The organism is Marinobacterium rhizophilum DSM 18822 (assembly GCF_000378045.1).
In the GTDB taxonomy this organism is placed as follows: domain Bacteria; phylum Pseudomonadota; class Gammaproteobacteria; order Pseudomonadales; family Balneatricaceae; genus Marinobacterium_A; species Marinobacterium_A rhizophilum.
Map to the genome: position 1 here is coordinate 17,558 of NZ_KB899100.1, position 15,248 is coordinate 32,805.

General features: G+C 61.8%; 16 protein-coding genes. 7 read left to right on the top strand and 9 right to left on the bottom strand.

The window, feature by feature from the left end; all coding sequences use genetic code 11:
* The first annotated feature begins 29 nt into the window (after positions 1 to 29).
* Positions 30 to 1,757, top strand: coding sequence for a sugar phosphorylase (locus F451_RS0113615; RefSeq protein ID WP_020681932.1), 1,728 nt, complete (start codon positions 30 to 32; stop codon positions 1,755 to 1,757).
* Here the strand turns inward: F451_RS0113615 and F451_RS0113620 are convergent.
* From F451_RS0113620 to F451_RS25575, 6 genes are all read right to left on the bottom strand, one after another.
* Entirely contained in the window at positions 1,708 to 3,156 is a 1,449-nt protein-coding gene (locus tag F451_RS0113620; RefSeq protein ID WP_020681933.1) for an ABC transporter ATP-binding protein, read from the bottom strand. The genes F451_RS0113615 and F451_RS0113620 overlap by 50 nt on opposite strands.
* On the bottom strand, positions 3,153 to 3,989 hold the full coding sequence (locus F451_RS0113625; protein ID WP_083928436.1) for an ABC transporter permease: 837 nt from the start codon (positions 3,987 to 3,989) through the stop codon (positions 3,153 to 3,155). The genes F451_RS0113620 and F451_RS0113625 overlap by 4 nt, the downstream gene beginning before the upstream one ends.
* Positions 3,986 to 4,939 carry an ABC transporter permease gene (locus F451_RS0113630; protein WP_020681935.1) on the bottom strand — a complete coding sequence of 318 codons (954 nt, stop codon included), beginning with the start codon at positions 4,937 to 4,939 and terminating at the stop codon, positions 3,986 to 3,988. Before F451_RS0113630 ends, F451_RS0113625 begins: the two co-directional genes overlap by 4 nt.
* Positions 4,936 to 6,462 carry an ABC transporter substrate-binding protein gene (locus F451_RS0113635; RefSeq protein ID WP_020681936.1) on the bottom strand — a complete coding sequence of 509 codons (1,527 nt, stop codon included), beginning with the start codon at positions 6,460 to 6,462 and terminating at the stop codon, positions 4,936 to 4,938. Before F451_RS0113635 ends, F451_RS0113630 begins: the two co-directional genes overlap by 4 nt.
* Before the next feature lie 339 nt (positions 6,463 to 6,801).
* A complete protein-coding gene (locus F451_RS0113640; protein WP_020681937.1) occupies positions 6,802 to 7,272 on the bottom strand; it encodes an Hsp20 family protein in 471 nt (156 codons plus the stop codon).
* A 108-nt stretch (positions 7,273 to 7,380) separates the two neighbouring features.
* Positions 7,381 to 8,616: a cyanate transporter gene (locus F451_RS25575; RefSeq protein ID WP_020681938.1), complete on the bottom strand. Its 1,236-nt coding sequence runs from the start codon at positions 8,614 to 8,616 to the stop codon at positions 7,381 to 7,383.
* Between the two features lie 148 nt (positions 8,617 to 8,764).
* On the opposite strand from F451_RS25575, the gene F451_RS0113650 reads away from it, so the two are divergent.
* The gene (locus tag F451_RS0113650; protein WP_020681939.1) at positions 8,765 to 9,637 is read left to right on the top strand and encodes a LysR family transcriptional regulator; all 873 of its coding nucleotides are present in this window, start codon (positions 8,765 to 8,767) and stop codon (positions 9,635 to 9,637) included.
* A gap of 13 nt (positions 9,638 to 9,650) precedes the next feature.
* Here the strand turns inward: F451_RS0113650 and F451_RS0113655 are convergent, their stop codons facing one another.
* The gene (locus F451_RS0113655) at positions 9,651 to 10,523 is read right to left on the bottom strand and encodes a DMT family transporter (protein ID WP_026291758.1); all 873 of its coding nucleotides are present in this window, start codon (positions 10,521 to 10,523) and stop codon (positions 9,651 to 9,653) included.
* A gap of 179 nt (positions 10,524 to 10,702) precedes the next feature.
* On the opposite strand from F451_RS0113655, the gene F451_RS0113660 reads away from it, so the two are divergent.
* The 4 genes from F451_RS0113660 (at position 10,703) to F451_RS0113675 (ending at position 12,989) form a co-directional block, all read left to right on the top strand.
* Complete coding sequence (locus F451_RS0113660; RefSeq protein ID WP_020681941.1) at positions 10,703 to 11,110, top strand: PA2779 family protein; 408 nt, start codon at positions 10,703 to 10,705, stop codon at positions 11,108 to 11,110.
* 31 nt (positions 11,111 to 11,141) lie between these two features.
* The gene (locus tag F451_RS0113665; RefSeq protein ID WP_020681942.1) at positions 11,142 to 12,209 is read left to right on the top strand and encodes a PA2778 family cysteine peptidase; all 1,068 of its coding nucleotides are present in this window, start codon (positions 11,142 to 11,144) and stop codon (positions 12,207 to 12,209) included.
* A 70-nt stretch (positions 12,210 to 12,279) separates the two neighbouring features.
* On the top strand, positions 12,280 to 12,483 hold the full coding sequence (locus tag F451_RS0113670; RefSeq protein ID WP_020681943.1) for a hypothetical protein: 204 nt from the start codon (positions 12,280 to 12,282) through the stop codon (positions 12,481 to 12,483).
* A 200-nt stretch (positions 12,484 to 12,683) separates the two neighbouring features.
* Entirely contained in the window at positions 12,684 to 12,989 is a 306-nt protein-coding gene (locus tag F451_RS0113675; protein WP_020681944.1) for a c-type cytochrome, read from the top strand.
* A gap of 145 nt (positions 12,990 to 13,134) precedes the next feature.
* On the opposite strand, the gene F451_RS0113680 is transcribed toward F451_RS0113675, so the two are convergent.
* On the bottom strand, positions 13,135 to 14,067 hold the full coding sequence (locus F451_RS0113680) for a flagellar motor protein MotB (RefSeq protein ID WP_020681945.1): 933 nt from the start codon (positions 14,065 to 14,067) through the stop codon (positions 13,135 to 13,137).
* A gap of 7 nt (positions 14,068 to 14,074) precedes the next feature.
* Positions 14,075 to 14,836: a flagellar motor protein PomA gene (gene pomA, locus F451_RS0113685; RefSeq protein ID WP_020681946.1), complete on the bottom strand. Its 762-nt coding sequence runs from the start codon at positions 14,834 to 14,836 to the stop codon at positions 14,075 to 14,077.
* Between the two features lie 168 nt (positions 14,837 to 15,004).
* Between pomA and F451_RS0113690 the strand changes: the two genes are divergently transcribed.
* Positions 15,005 to 15,247, top strand: coding sequence for an exodeoxyribonuclease VII small subunit (locus tag F451_RS0113690; protein ID WP_020681947.1), 243 nt, complete (start codon positions 15,005 to 15,007; stop codon positions 15,245 to 15,247).
* The last annotated feature ends 1 nt before the right edge of the window (position 15,248 follow it).

Here is a 15,248-nt window from a genome sequence, read left to right on the forward strand (position 1 = left end):
AACCGGGCAGGGCCCAAGGAGAATCTTTGATGACACCACTGCAACAGCGACTGGCCGGGCACCTGCAACTGCTTTATCCACAGCTCGACGCGGGTGAATTCGCCCAGACGTGCCTGGAACAGTTCGGTCTGGCAGCGGACGCCCCGTCCCCCACACCGCACCGCAACCTCTGGGACCAGAGCGACATTGCGGTGATCACCTATGGTGACAGCCTGCGCTCGGAGCAACAGGCACCGCTGCACACCCTGTTTGGCTTTCTCGATGCCCATATGCGCGACTGCGTTTCAGCGGTGCACATCCTGCCGTTCTTTCCGTACAGCTCGGACGATGGCTTCAGCGTGATGGATTACACCACGGTCAACCCGTCACTGGGCCAGTGGGATGACATCACCGACATCAGCCGCCACTTCAAGGTAATGGGCGACCTGGTGATCAATCACTGCTCCAGCCGCAGCCTCTGGTTCGAGAATTACAAGCATGGCGTCGACCCTGGCGCCAGCTACTTCGTCGAGGCTTCGCCGGACACCGACCTCAGCGCCGTGGTGCGACCGCGCACCTCGCCCTTGCTGCGCGAGGTCAAGACCCCCAACGGCGAGCGCCATGTCTGGTGTACTTTCAGTCATGACCAGGTCGACCTTGATTTCCAGAACCCCCAGGTGCTGCTGGAGTTTCTCAAGATCATTCGGCTCTATCTCGACAAGGGCATTCGCTGGTTCCGTCTCGACGCCGTCGCCTTCCTGTGGAAAACCCCGGGCACGCCCTGCATCAACCTGCCCGAAACCCACGAGGTGATCCGCCTGCTGCGACTGATGATCGAGCACCATTCGCCCGATGCGGTCATCATCACTGAAACCAATATTCCCAACCGCGAGAACCTGACCTACTTCGGCAACGCCAACGAAGCCCACGTGATTTACAATTTTTCACTGCCGCCACTGCTGATCAACACCCTGATCACCGGCTCCTGCATCCACCTGAAAAACTGGCTCATGACCATGCCGCCGGCACAGTACGGCACCGCCTATCTCAATTTTGTCGCCTCCCATGACGGCATCGGGCTGCGCCCCACCGAAGGCCTGCTCAGCGAATGGGAACTCGAAACGCTGATCGGCACCATGCAGCGCTTTGGCGGCCGCCTCAGCTCGCGCACGACCCCCACCGGCGAAGCCAAGCCCTATGAGATCAATATCAGCCTGTGGGATGCGTTTAGAGGCACCGCGGCGCAGGGGCCCGATCAGTGGCAGTTCGCCCGTTTCCTCTGTGCCGCGGGGGTGATGCTGGCACTGGAAGGCATTCCTGCGTTCTACATACACAGTCTGTTCGCCACCCAAAACGACGACGAGCGCGTTGAACACACCGGCAGCTTCCGCTCGATCAATCGCCATATCTGGCAGGCCGAGGCACTGGAGGAGGCGCTGGCCGGCGATACCCATCACGCCCAGGTGTTCAATGCGATGCGCAAGCTGTTGCGCATTCGCCGCCAGCAACCGGCCTTTCACCCCAACGCCACCCAGTACACGCTGCATACCGGCGAGGCACTGTTCTCGTTCTGGCGCCAGAGTACCGACCGGCGCCAGAGCATCTTCGCCATCTTCAATGTCAGCGACCAGCCTCAGACCTTTAACCTGTCTGAGCTGAACCTGATCGTCACGGACGAATGGGTGGACCTGGTTACCGACGAACTGTTCGAAAATCGCGTTGCGCCGGTCAAGCTGATGCCCTATCAGTTTCTCTGGTTGAGCAATCGCCGCACCTGACCCGCGGCGCGCCCAGGACGAGCGTCTGATCGGCCGTTCTGGCGGCCAACGCCGCGTCGTGGGTCACCAGCAGCACCGCCAGGCCGCGTTCATCAGCCAGCTCCAGCAGCAGTTGCATGACCTGCTGCTGGCTCAGCGGATCCAGCCGCGAGCTGGCTTCGTCGGCGAACAGCAGTACCGGCTGCAACAGCAATACCCGGGCCAGGGCCAGCCGCTGCAGCTCGCCGCCGGAGACTTCGCCTGGGCGCCGGGCCAGCAGGGCCTCGTCCAGCTGCAGGCGCTGCAACAGCGCAGCGATGGCCCGATCCGGTATGCGGTGCAGTCGCGCCAGATCAGCGAAGGCCCGGCCCAGGCGCTGCCTCGGCGCAAAGGCCGCGGGCGGCTCCTGATACAGCTTCTGAAAACGGATCGGTGCAATACCGGCGCTGCGCTGCACCTGGCCCTGGTCCGGTGGCGTAAGCCCGAGCAGCACATTGCCAAGGGTGGTTTTGCCACAGCCGCTGGGGCCGGAGATGGCCGTGATCTGGCCGCGATGCAACCGAATATCCAGCTTTTCGAACAGCGTCCTGCTGCCGTATTGCTTGCCCAGCCCCCGCGCCTGCAGCACCAAATCGCCCTTTTCCCGGGACTGTCGCTGCGGCCAGCGCGACGGTTGCGCCGCCAGCAGACGCCGGCTGTAGGGATGCTGCGGCGCCTGCAGCAGCTGCGCCGCATCCCCCTGCTCCAGCAACCGGCCATTGCGCATCACGCCGACATGACCACCGAGGCGACGGGCCAGGTCGAGATCGTGACTGATGGTGAACAGCAGACGCCCGGTGTTCACCTCGTGACGCAGCCGTGCCGCCACGCTATCGCGCAGCGCACTGTCCAGCCCCTTGGTTGGCTCATCGGCCAGCAGCACCGGGCAGTCCGCCGCATGGGTAATGGCGATCGCGGCCCGCTGGCACATGCCGCCAGACAGCTGGAACGGATACTGCTGCCCCGCCTGCTGCAGCCCGACCTCGTCCAGTTGCTGCTGCGTGAGCCGCTGCGCCTCGTGCTTACTGCGCCGGTGAATCAGCCGGTGCACTTCGCTGACCTGGCCCTGCACCGGCATGGTCGGGTCGAGCGCCAGCCAGGGTTCCTGCGGCAGCAGTGCAAGCTTCCTCCCCCACAGGGCCCGGCGCTGCTGGGGTGACAGGGCCAGCAGGTTCTGGCCATCGAGCCCGATATGACCGCGCACGTCCAGCCCCGCCGGCAGGGTGCCCATCACCGCCTGCATTACCAGGGATTTGCCGGATCCGGATGCACCCAGCAGCGTTAACGGTCGTCCGGCCTCGACCCTCAGGTTAATGTTGTCGACCAGCACTTGGCCGGCCGAGGCAATCTGCAGATTTTCGATGCACAAGACAGGGGTCATGTGTTTATCCTCCCGCCGATCAGCTGCAGTGCCAGCACCAGCAGTACGATCAGCAATGATGGCAACAGCACCAGCCAGGGCGCTTCGGCATAGTACGGCAGCAACTCGACGATCATGCTGCCAAGTTCCGGTGTCGGCGGCCGCAATCCAACGCTAATGGCACTCAGCGTCGAGATGCCGATAACCGCCGTGGCCAGCGCGAAACTGCACAGCGTCGGCAGCTGCGCCGCCACCTCCGGCAGAACCATTCGGCGCAGCCGGTAACCAATGCCAAAGCCCAGCAGCCGCGCCGCCTCCAGGTGAGGCTGGATGAGCAGCGTCGCGGTACGGGCCCGGCTGACTCGAAAGAACTCCACCCAGAGCGACAGCGACAACCCCAGAACAAGCGGAACATAGTGTCCCGGCGAAAAGGCAATCAGCAGCAACACCAGCAACAGGCCCGGCAGTGCCATCACCGCATCGGCCAGGGTCACCAGCAGCCGTTCCGTGATGCCGCCGCGCCAGGCCGCCAGGATACCCAGCAGCGTTCCCGGCACTGCCGCGCTCAGCAGGGTCAGTACTGCCAGCCCGAACGACAGCCGGGCGCCGTGGGCCAGCCGGGCCAGCAAGTCACGACCGTAATGATCGGCCCCGAGCAGATAGTCACCCCCGGGCGGCGCGAGACTCGCCATCAGGTTCTGTCGGTTGGGATCGGCCTCGATCAGCCAGGCCCCGAGCAACGCGAACAGCGCCAGTGCCAGCAGCAGCCCCCCGCCCCAGTAGCGGGCCGAAAAAACGGCGTTTGGCTGGCGCGCGCACGTCGCGCGCAAAGGTGTCCTAGTCAGTGCGTTCATCGTCGCACCTCCTGCCAGGCATTGAGCCTTGGGTCGAGCCTGCGACAGAGTGTATCCACCAGCAGATTAATGAAGATAAACAGCAGTCCCATGATCAGAACCGTACCCTGTACCATGGGCACATCGCGGGCGATGATCGCGTGCACCAGGGCATGTCCTATGCCGGGAAAAGCGAACAGTGACTCCACTACCACCACGCCTTCGATCAGGTATACCGACTGCAGCCCCAGATAGGCCACGACCGGAATGGCGGCATTGCGCGCGCCGTGACGGCCCGCCAGCGCCAGCCCATCCAGCCCCTTTTGCCGGCCATAGGCGAAATAAGGCGCTGCCGCGACCTCGGCCATGGCATCACGCGTCACGCGACTCGATAGCGCGGCCAGCCCCAGAGCCAGGGTCAGCGCCGGCAGCAGCAGGTGACGCCAGCTGCCAAAACCCGCCGGTGGCAGCCAGCCGAGCCAGAGGCTGAACACCATAATCAGCAGCAGCCCCAGCACAAAGGGCGGCAGCGCCCGCAACAGTATCGACAGCCCAAGGCTCAGCCGATCGACCCAGCCTCCCGGCCGAATACCGGCCAGCAAGCCCAGCGTCGGGCCAAACAGCAGCGACAGTGCGAGCGCCAGCAGTGCCAGCCACAGCGAATGCCCCAGCTGCACCTTCAGCTCCTCGATAACCGGTGCGCCACTCACCAGCGAGTAGCCCAGATCCAGCCGTGCCAGCTGCATCAGTGAGGCGGCATACTGCGTCAGCAAGGGCCGCTCCAGGCCCAGTTCAAGCCGTACGGCTTCGGCCAGTTGCTGGCTCATGGCATCGGGACCGTAACGGCTCGCGGCGATACGCATTGCGGCATCGCCCGGCAGCGTCTGCATCATGGCAAAGCACAGCGTTGCGATGAGCAGCGCGGCAACCAGAGCCTGCAGCAGTCTGGCAGTGACAAGACGCGACATCATTCGGCCCACCGCAGCGCACTCAGGTGATAACTCAGCTCGAACGGATCGACACGAAGGCCGTCAAGATCGTTGCTGACGGCGACCCGCAGTTCCGACCAGGCCAGCGGGATCACCGGCAGCTGCTGCTGCAGAATTCCGGCAACCCCCTGCTGCTGCGCGATGCGCTCAGCCTTGTCCGTACCGGCACTGAGCCCATCCAGCATCTGCTGCAACGCGGCATCGGACCAGCCCATTGCGCCCCAGTCACCGCCCTCCGGTCCGAAATCCTGCAACAGGGTACCCAGCGGGTCGGGCACCAGGGAGAAATTGCGCGACAACAGCCCCAGCTGCAGCGAACCGTCGCGGTGGCGACTGACAATTTCCGAGCTGTTGCCGACGGCCACCTGCAGGTCGATACCCACCTCGCGCCACTGCGCCTGAATGGCACTCGCCAGCACTGGCAATTCCGGCCAGCTCGAGAAGGTAGTGAGGCTCACGGCGAAACGCACACCGTCCTTGTGCAGGATGCCGTCGTCTCCCGGCAGCCAGCCGGCCTCGGCCAGCAACCGTCTGGCCTCGCCGGGATCATACCTCAGCGCGGCCAGATCGACGTCGTGCCAGCCGCTCAGCGTCGGCGGAAACAGCTGACTGGCCGCCAGCCTTTCGTTGCGCAGCATGACCCCGGCCATACCGCGGCGGTCCAGCGCCAGGCTGAGCGCGCGGCGCACGCGCAGATCGCTGAAAAAAGGCGACGCGACATTAAGCTTGAGCAGTCGAGTACGCGGAACGGTTACCGTTTCGGTGCGCACCGCCGGGTTGTGGCGTAGCACGCCCAGCGAGGTGGGCAACAACGAATACACCAGGTCGGCTTCGCCACTGGCGGCCATCAGCGCGCGGGTTTCACTCTTGCCGACCGCCAGATAGCGGACGCTGGCAATGGCTGGCCGGTCGCCCCACCAGCGCTCATTGCGCTCAAGCGTCAGTTGCAGCGGCGGCGTCAAGCTGGTTAACCGATACGGGCCGGTGCCGATTAGCGCCTTGACGCGCCCCTGATCATCGTAGGCCGTCGGCGCCAATACCTGGGTGCTGTAATGGGCCAGGTAGGCCGGCAGCGCGACAAAGGGATGCTCGAGTCGTAACACCACCTCGTCACCTGCCGGCTCAACAGCCGTTACTGCGACCTGACTGAGCACACCGTGACCGGCCCTGGCGTGTTGCAGGCTGCGGGCAACACCGTCGGCCGTCAGCGCTGAACCGTCATGAAACAGCACGCCTTCGCGCAGGCGAAAGCGCCATTCGAGACCGTCGGCTGACACCCGCCACGACGTCGCCAGCTGTGGCGCCAGCCGCCCCTGGTCGTCCACCGTGGTCAGCGTCTCAGCCACCTGCATGCGGCTAAAGATATAGCCCGACCGAGCCGGTTCAATACCCACGATTTCCCAGGGTCCGACGACACTCAGCGTCCGCGCCTGACTTCCCATCGCCGCACCCGACAGCACACCGAGCAGTAACAGCCAGCGTCCCAGCCAATGAACTCCCTGCATTTAAATCCCCACCTATAATGTAATAACATAACATTTAGCGCATGATTCTGTTTTCGCGCCTGGAAGTCAAGCGATACCAATGACAGTGACCTGGGGAGCCGTTATTAAGCGGCAGCGCCCCAGGCCACCAAGGGCCGAAAAACAGCCAGCCTGCCCGTACAGGCCCGGCCGTTTTTGTGCAGTGAAAAGAGAGGCTATGGGAATGGCCTGAGAGCCGTGATGGCCATCAGGCCGATGCGTTAGCCCAGCTTATGGCGGGCTGCTCGCGGCTACGCCGGCGGGTTTTTGAACCGGGGGAGGTCATCCTGGTGATGACCTCCCGAGACTGGCCGACGCACCTTAGGCAGCATGGCCTGAAGACGTGTCGTGTTCCAGAACCTGACCGGTCGAATCGTCAATGGCGATCGCCCGGGGTTTCATGGCTTCCGGCAACTGTCGCTGCAGCTTGATGGTCAGCAGCCCGTTATTAAGCTCGGCGCCGATGACCTCGACATGGTCAGCCAGATTGAAGCGCCGCTCAAAGCTGCGACTCGCTATGCCCTGATAGAGATACCGGCCGGCAGTCTCCGGGTCAGCCCTTTCGCCACTGACACTCAGCACACTCTGCTCAACCTTGATCTCCAGTTCCTCTTTGCTGAAGCCGGCCACCGCCAGGCTGATGGCATAACAGTCATCATCCATCACCTCGATATTGTAGGGCGGATAACCGCCTGCCGACTGATCGGCACGCAGCGAACGGTCCAGCAATGCAGCAATGCGGTCAAACCCTACACTGCTGCGATAGAGCGGGGAAAAATCGATCGTATTCATGACGTATCCTCCTTCGGAGCGATAGGAAACAAAAACAACCTTGGCGGGCAACCGGTCTCATCGAGACCCGGCCCCACACTATTTACATAAGAGCGGCTCAAGCCACTTTCAAGCCCCCAACCGCCCCATGCAGCGCGCATAGGCGGCGGGGTTGAAGCGCACACTGAGCAGCAGCATGCACAGGGCAATGGCGCCGTGCAGCCACCAGGCATCGCCAAAATCACCCCCGCCATCACGCAGGGCCCCGACCAGCCAGGGTCCGACGGCGGTAATCAAAAAACCGATACCCTGCACGAAGGCAGCCAGGGCACCGGCCGCGCGCGCGCCTGGCAGGTGATCGAGGCTGACGATGAGGCACAGCGAAAAGCAACCCCCCAAACCAAAGCCCGCCAGCGCCACCCAAAGCCAGGGCGCGACCTGGGGTACCAGGGCAAAACCGGCGAAACCCAGTACCTGCAACAGCATGACGATATATAGCGAGCAGCGTCTGTCGAGCGTGCCACGCACGGTCAGCGGCATCAGCAGGGCGGCAGCGGCCTGGAACAGCGCCATCCAGGCCAGCAAACTGCCGGCGGTCTGCGGGGCCATGCCCTCGTCCACGTAGAAGGACGGCAGCCAGGCCACCAGGCTGGCATAACCGCTGTTGGCCAGACCGAAGTACAGCGCCAGCAGCCAGGCCCGTCGGTTGCCAAAAAAGCCTCGAACCGACACTCGAATGCCGGTCGTTTCGGTCTCGCGCGGCGCGTACCACAACCACAAACCCCAGGCCAACAGCGCTGGCAGGGCCCAGACCGCCAAGCCCGGCCGCCAGTCTGAATAGAATGTACTGAGCGCTGGGCTCGCCAAGGCTCCCAGTGCACCACCGCCCACCAGTGCCGCAGAATAAAGTCCCATGGCAAGTGCGATATGACCGGCAAACCAGCGTTTGCAGACACCCGGCATCAGCGCCTGCACTGTGGCGACACCGGTGCCGGCCAGGACCGCCGTCAATAGCAGACTGGCAGAACCGTCTGCAAACAGACGCGCACCGCACCCCAGCGCAAGCAGCAGCAGGGCGCAAAGCAGCGTGCGCCGCTCACCAAAGCGCTGCGCCAGACCGGCACCCAGCAGCGCCAGCAACCCCATCATGACGAACGGCAGGGTGGTCATAATCGCCGCCATGCCATGCCCCATGCCGGTATCGGCCTGCACGGCATTCAGCACGGGTCCGACGGACGTCAGGAACGGCCGCAGATTGAGCCCGATCAGCACCAGCAACACGAAGCCACCGAGCCCCGTGCTCAACACCGTGGTCGGGGGGGCCGTAAAGGGCGCAGGTTGCACCGATTGCTGCGGTAGGTTCATTCAGTCTCCGATGTGCCGGGTTTAGCCGTTAGGTATCCATTACCGATGGCTGCTCGATACGCACGCAGCCAGATTGGCTTCAGTCTAAGGGTTGGCCTTATTATTCATAAATTAAATATTCAACTAGCTATCAGTGGGATATCGAATAATGTTTCCGACCCTGGACCCCGTTCTGCTACGCAGCTTTGTCGCTGTCGTCGAAAGTGGCAGCTTCACCCGCGCCGGCGAACGGGTGCACCTGAGCCAGTCCACCGTCAGCCAGCAGATTCGGCGCCTGGAAGAGCAACTCGGCTGCGCCCTGCTGGATCGGCGCGGCCGCTATGTCGTGGCCACTGAACAGGGCCAGCACCTGCTGGGGTATGCCAGACGGCTGCTGAACCTGATGCATGAAGCCGTTGAACAGATTCAGGCGGGGGATAATCCGGGAGAACTGCGTATCGGCGTAGCGGAGGACTTCGCCGCCGAACGACTGACCCCGACCCTGGCGGCCTTTGCCAAGGCACACCCGAATATTCGGCTGGAGGTCACCAGCGATATGAGTGCGCATCTGTGGCAGCAGTATCGCGCCGGCGCCTTTGAACTGATTCTGATCAAGCAGCGCCGTGGCCAGGCCGCCGCCCAGGCCAGCTGGCCCGAACCGCTGGAATGGTTCGACAGCGCCCGCGCGCCAACCCGGCTGCAGGATCCGTTGCCGCTGGTCATGTTCCCGGCGGGAGGGCTTTATCGTGATGAGATGATCCACGCGCTGGAAAGCGCAGGCCGGCGCTGGCGGGTGAGCTACCTCAGCGCCAGCCTGGCCAGCATTGGCGCCGCCGTAGCCGATGGCCTGGGCATAAGCCTGTTGCCCCGGCGTTTGGCCCATCCGGGGCACCAGCGCCTGACGCCGGCGCAGGGCTTCATCGCCCCCGCCTCAGTCGAGCTCGCGCTGCATTACCCGAGCCCTGCACCGGCGCGGGTACAGGATCTTGCCCGTCGCCTGGTCAGCCTGTGCTCGGTGCCGCCCGCGGCGCTAGAGGACTAGTGTACTCACTGGATCAGGCAATCCGGGGCCGCGCAAACCAGCGGTTCCAGCGCGCGTTGACCCACAGGGAAAGTCCGATGACGCCGCCGCCCAGAGCCAGCCGCACGAGGTCCGCATCACGATTCCAGATCAGCAGGTTCACCACCAGTCCAGCCGGTACCAGTGCGTTATTCATGATACCCAGGGTACCGGCATCCACCTTGCAGGCACCGCGGTTCCAGCAGTAGAACCCCAGCCCCGATGCCACGATGCCCAGCCAGCCCAGCACGCTCCATTGCAGCGCCGTTGAGGGTAGTTTCCCCGGATTGCCCAGTAACAGATAGGATGGCAGCGCCACCACAAGGGCCCCGGCGAAGAAGTAGCCAAAGCTGCGCCAGGCCGGAAGCTCCGTGGGATAACGCCGCATCAGGTTGGCATAACCCACCTGGCCCGCGGCAAAGGCCACGTTGGCCAGTTGCAGCAGCAAAAAGCCAAACATGAAGTCATCACTCAGGCCGTCGTACCGGATGATGGCCGCCCCCACCACGGCCAGTGCCGTCCCTGCCAGCGGGGCCAGCGAGAAGCGCCGGTTGAGCGCATCGTCTATCAGCGTGACATACAACGGCGTGAAGATCGTAAACAACAGCACTTCCGGCACGCTCAGATACTCGAACGAGCGATACAGGCACAGGTAGGTCAACCCGAATTGCAGCATGCCCACGAAGGTAATGCCTGTGCGCAGGGGCGCCGGAATCCCGCGCCAGCGTGTCAGCGGCAAAAAGATAAGACCCGCCAGTACGATACGGGTGGTCACGGCAAAGTAGCGGTCTACCTGACCCGCAAGATACTCGCCAATCAGGCTGAACGAAATGGCCCACAACAGCGTAACCAGCACTAGGTTTGTCATATTCCGTCACGTCCGGTCGTTACTTTCGGGGGGCCATTTTAAGGTAACGAATTCGAAAAACCATGATTGGATTCAACAAGTTCATCTCATATTCATTCATATGCGACTAAGCTTCATTCAGGCTTAAAACCGCAGGCCAACACCGGCACCTGCCGTGTTCTGCCTCAAGGAGGACTTCAATGCTCATGCAGCAATCCCGCATCGTTCGTTCCGTTGTCGCCCGTCTCATGATGGGCTGCATGTTACTCATCTCTGGTCTGGCACAGGCAGCCCCCGTATCCACTTCAACCCTGATCGCGCCCCAAAGTGTCGTGGCCACCGACGCAGAGCGTGAAAAGCTGATGAACCTGATTCAGCGCGATGATGTCGCCGAGCAGCTCAGCGCCTTTGGCGTCGACCCTGTCGACGCACAGATGCGCGTTGCTGACATGTCCGCGGCAGAAGTGGCCGACCTTAACCAGCAGATTGAATCCCTGCCGGCAGGTGCCGGCGTCATCGGTGCCATCGTGCTGATCTTTATCGTCTTCATCATTACCGACGCGCTCGGGGCGACCAATATCTTCAACTTTGTTCACCCGATACGCTAACCATGGCCAAGGAGCTTGTGAACACGTGCCAATGATCCCTGGCTTCGAGTGCGATCCGGAATCTGGCCGCTATCACAAAGGCAGGCGGGTTGCCTGCCAGCTCCTTAACCGCCTTAACTCCGCCGTCCTGCTGACGGCGGGGGCTCTCTGCCTGCTGCTGCTCAGTGGGTGCGCAACTCGCTTGCCCTCAGACCAGCTGGCCACCTTATCCAATACTCTGCCGGTCACAACTGAGCTGACCGCGGTTCCGTTTTATCCACAGGAACTGTATCAGTGCGGCCCCGCGGCGCTGGCCACCGTGTTGAACAATAACGCAGCGGTCACCACCCCAGACGCCCTGGTACCCCAGATCTACATTCCCGCGCGTGGAGGCAGTCTGCAGATCGAAATGAAGGTCGCGGCACGGCGCCATGGCATGCTGGCGATGGAAGCCCCTCCCAACCTGAATGGACTGCTGGCCGAAGTCGCGGCCGGACGGCCCGTGGTGGTGTTGCAAAACCTGGGGCTGGATATCATTCCACGCTGGCATTATGCCGTGGTGATCGGTTTTGACCTCCAGGCACAGACCGTCATCCTGCGTTCAGGCACAGAACCCCGCCGCATCACGCCGCTCAAGCTGTTTGACCGCACCTGGGCGCGCAGTGAGCGCTGGGCCTTGCTTGTGCTGCCGCCGTCACAGCTTCCGTTGCAAGCAGAACCGCTGGATGTCGTGCGTGCGGCGCTGGAACTCGAAACCTCTGCACCAGAGGCCGCACTGCAAAGTCTGCACAGCGCCAGCACGCGCTGGCCCGATGACTACCTCGTTGCCATGGCACTTGGCAACGCAGAACTGAGTGCCGGTCACGCAAGGCCCGCCAGCCAGGCTTTTCGCAAGGCGCTGAAGCTAAAGCCCGCCGCAGCGGATGCCTGGAATAACCTGGCCTATAGCCTTGCAGCCGAGGGTTGCGATCAGAGCGCACTGTCTGCGGTTCAATGCGCCGTCCGCCTGCCCCCGGCAAGCGCCGCCGTCCAGGATAGCCTGCGGGAACTGTCCGCCAGCAAAAAACGCAACCAGGCTCAGTGCGCACCGATACCGGCCTGTCCGGTACCGGCAAATTAATTGAACCCTGCAACAAATCTGCAATCACAGTCGCGTACAATGATGCATAACAATAATGGAGAGAAAGCCTATGGATCACCATAAACTGAGCACCCAGCTCAAACAGCTGCTAAAACAGGGCTACTCGAAGGATGAAATCCGCAACCTCGTCATTGCGCCCCGCGCGCAAGTAGAGCAGGCACTGTGCGAATTACAGACCCAGTACAACCGCGAACAGCAACACGCCCGCGTAGTCAGGGGGCAGGCTGATTTCGCTATTTCAATGCGCCGCTGACAACAGCGTCGCACACTGCACCTCCCCCCTTTTAGCTATCGCCCCTTCCTGACAAGTTCTGCCCTGCCCCAGTCGCGACCACCTCTCCAGCCGGTATTCAGCCAGCATTCACTGCCAATAGTCTATTTACATTAACGAGAGACTGGTCCTAAACTTCGGTTGTTTTTGAACCGACTTACGAGCCTTGAAGGATAACAACGATGAAAAAAACACTGATCCTGGCCGCGATCGCTGCGCTGTCCCTGCCAATGACCGCCAATGCGGAACGCACCGGCGAAGAAATTTACAACACCAAATGTGGTGTTTGCCACGCGGCGGGCATTGCTGGTGCCCCCCTGTTCGGTAATGCAGAAGAGTGGGCGCCCCGCGCCGCCAAGGGTATCGATGCCCTGCTGGCCAGCGCCAAAACCGGCCTGAATGCCATGCCGCCGATGGGCACCTGCATGGACTGCTCCGATACAGAGCTGACCGCCGCCATTCAGTACATGCTGGACGCCGCCAAGTAAATACTTGCCCTGCCAGCACCCGATCTTCAGAGGGCGCTTATACACGATGCCAAAAAAAATCCGCACTTAGGGCCGTCATTTACACACTACAAATGACGCCTTTTATGCGGATTTTTTATGCACGCCAAGCCGTGCAGGCAGATGCTCAGAAGATTTCGCTCGGCCTCAGCGCCTGGCCCTCAGTGTCACCCTCCGACCTGGACTGTATCGGCAGCAAGGCCTCGTCATCCTTGCCCTTTTGAATCACGATTTCGACCCGACGGTTAAGACTGCGATTTTCCGGTGTATCATTAGGCACCAGCGCATGGGTCGCCGCCAGACCACTCACGGTAAACCGGGTTTGATCCATACGGCTGTCGGCAAAGAGCTCGTGTGCCACCGCCAATGCCCGCGCCGCCGACAGATCCCAGTTGGATTCGAAGCGCCGGCCTGAATAGGGAATGTTATCGGTATGGCCCTGGACAGCAACGCTGCCATTCACGTTCAGCAATACATCGCGGATTTTGGCGATAACCGGAATGGAGTCGAACTTCAACTCGGCCGAGCCTGAGTCAAAAGATCCCTTCTCCTTCACTCGAACGATAATCTTGGCGCCGTCGGTTTCGACTTCCACCGAACCATCGCCAATTTCCTTGGCAAGCGCCGCGGCGAACTCGATCGCTTCCTGTTCCGCTTCACGGGCCAGCTGTTTAAGCAGCGCCTCAACGCTGCCCCGGAACTTGTCCGGTGTGTCGTTTTCACCGTCCTTGGAACGCACGTCCAGCGTATTTAAATCGCTGTTAATGGTCATCTGGCGCACTTCATTCAGCGGGGTCGGTTCAGGCCGGCCCGGGCTGAATTCCTGTGCAATCACCGAGGTGCCCTTGGGAATGTCTTCCACCTTGATCTCGTTCTGCACGCCGAAGGCTTCGCGCATGGAACCTGCCAGCTGCTTGAACTTGAGCACGTCCATTTCGGAAAAAGACAGCAGTAGCACGAAGAAACACATCAACAGCGACATCAGATCGGCGAAGGTGGCCAGCCAGGCCGGCAGACCGGGTTCGCAGGGCGGACATTCACATTCTGTTTGATCAGTCATAGGTCAGCTATCCGGCCGCTTCAGCCAGGCGTTTTTTCTCCGGCAGGTAGTTACGCAGCATCTGCTCGATGACCCGCGGGTTCTGGCCGGCCTGAATAGCCAGCAAGCCGTCAATGACCAGCGCCTGATTCAGCGCTTCCTGATCCTTTCGCACCGCCAGTTTGTCGGCAATGGGCAGCACCAGCATGTTGGCTATCATGGCGCCATAGAGGGTCGTCAGCAGCGCCACGGCCATTGCCGGGCCAATGGACTTGGGATCGCTCATGTTGGAGAGCATCTGAACCAGGCCCACCAGTGTTCCGATCATGCCCATGGCCGGTGCAACATCCCCCATGGCCCGAAAGATGCGGCTGCCGAAATCGTGCCGCTCGACGGTCAGGCGCATTTCCTTGTTCAGCAACATCCGCACGACCTCGGGATCATGCCCGTCCACCAGCAGCTGGATGCCGCGCTGCATAAAGCTGTTGGCGACTTCTTTTTCTTCCAGCGACAGCAAACCGCCCTTGCGCGCCGCATCGGCCAGCTCAACGGTTTCGGTAATGATCTCTTCCGGATGCTGGGATTTGAACATGAAGGCCTTGGCGGCAATTTTGCCCGCGGCCAGAAACTGCTGCAGCGTGTACTTCATCAGCACCACCAGCAGGGTTCCACCCACCACGATCAGCAACGAGGGGGGGTTCACAAAGATGCCCGCATCGCCACCCAAAACCATGGCCGCGATGACGATGCCCATTGATCCGATCAAACCGACAAGCGTTGCGATATCCACAGGTTTCTCCTTAACAGCGAACAGGCGTATTATCGGCTACGCCGCATAATAACAGAATTTTAATCGGGCACACCTGTACAGCGGTTGATCCACGCGACCTGCGGGCCGGATTGACCCTGCTACCATGCTCTAGTACTTTTTACGCCTCATTGATCACGGGTAAGCCTGATGCCACGCACAAAAAAGACTCCAGACTTCGAAACCTCGCTGACCGAGCTTGAGCAGCTGGTAAACCGCATGGAACAGGGTGATATGCCGCTGGCCGATGCGCTGCAAGCATTTGAACAGGGTATCGCCCTGACCCGTGACTGCCAGGACATTCTCGATCAGGCCGAACAGAAGGTACGGATGCTGGTGGAAAAAGACGGCGCGCTGCAAACAGTCCCCTTCACCGACCCCGAGGACGCCTGAC

Bases quoted from the DNA above. Each gene is read 5' to 3' on its own strand.
- F451_RS0113665 (WP_020681942.1), top strand. From the start codon at position 11,142: ATGATCCCTGGCTTCGAGTGCGATCCGGAATCTGGCCGCTATCACAAA.
- F451_RS0113635 (WP_020681936.1), bottom strand. From the start codon at position 6,462: ATGCAGGGAGTTCATTGGCTGGGACGCTGGCTGTTACTGCTCGGTGTG.
- F451_RS0113640 (WP_020681937.1), bottom strand. From the start codon at position 7,272: ATGAATACGATCGATTTTTCCCCGCTCTATCGCAGCAGTGTAGGGTTT.
- F451_RS0113650 (WP_020681939.1), top strand. From the start codon at position 8,765: ATGTTTCCGACCCTGGACCCCGTTCTGCTACGCAGCTTTGTCGCTGTC.
- F451_RS0113670 (WP_020681943.1), top strand. From the start codon at position 12,280: ATGGATCACCATAAACTGAGCACCCAGCTCAAACAGCTGCTAAAACAG.
- F451_RS0113660 (WP_020681941.1), top strand. From the start codon at position 10,703: ATGCTCATGCAGCAATCCCGCATCGTTCGTTCCGTTGTCGCCCGTCTC.
- F451_RS0113625 (WP_083928436.1), bottom strand. From the start codon at position 3,989: ATGAACGCACTGACTAGGACACCTTTGCGCGCGACGTGCGCGCGCCAG.
- F451_RS0113620 (WP_020681933.1), bottom strand. From the start codon at position 3,156: ATGACCCCTGTCTTGTGCATCGAAAATCTGCAGATTGCCTCGGCCGGC.
- F451_RS0113630 (WP_020681935.1), bottom strand. From the start codon at position 4,939: ATGATGTCGCGTCTTGTCACTGCCAGACTGCTGCAGGCTCTGGTTGCC.
- F451_RS0113675 (WP_020681944.1), top strand. From the start codon at position 12,684: ATGAAAAAAACACTGATCCTGGCCGCGATCGCTGCGCTGTCCCTGCCA.
- F451_RS25575 (WP_020681938.1), bottom strand. From the start codon at position 8,616: ATGAACCTACCGCAGCAATCGGTGCAACCTGCGCCCTTTACGGCCCCC.
- F451_RS0113690 (WP_020681947.1), top strand. From the start codon at position 15,005: ATGCCACGCACAAAAAAGACTCCAGACTTCGAAACCTCGCTGACCGAG.
- F451_RS0113655 (WP_026291758.1), bottom strand. From the start codon at position 10,523: ATGACAAACCTAGTGCTGGTTACGCTGTTGTGGGCCATTTCGTTCAGC.
- F451_RS0113680 (WP_020681945.1), bottom strand. From the start codon at position 14,067: ATGACTGATCAAACAGAATGTGAATGTCCGCCCTGCGAACCCGGTCTG.
- F451_RS0113615 (WP_020681932.1), top strand. From the start codon at position 30: ATGACACCACTGCAACAGCGACTGGCCGGGCACCTGCAACTGCTTTAT.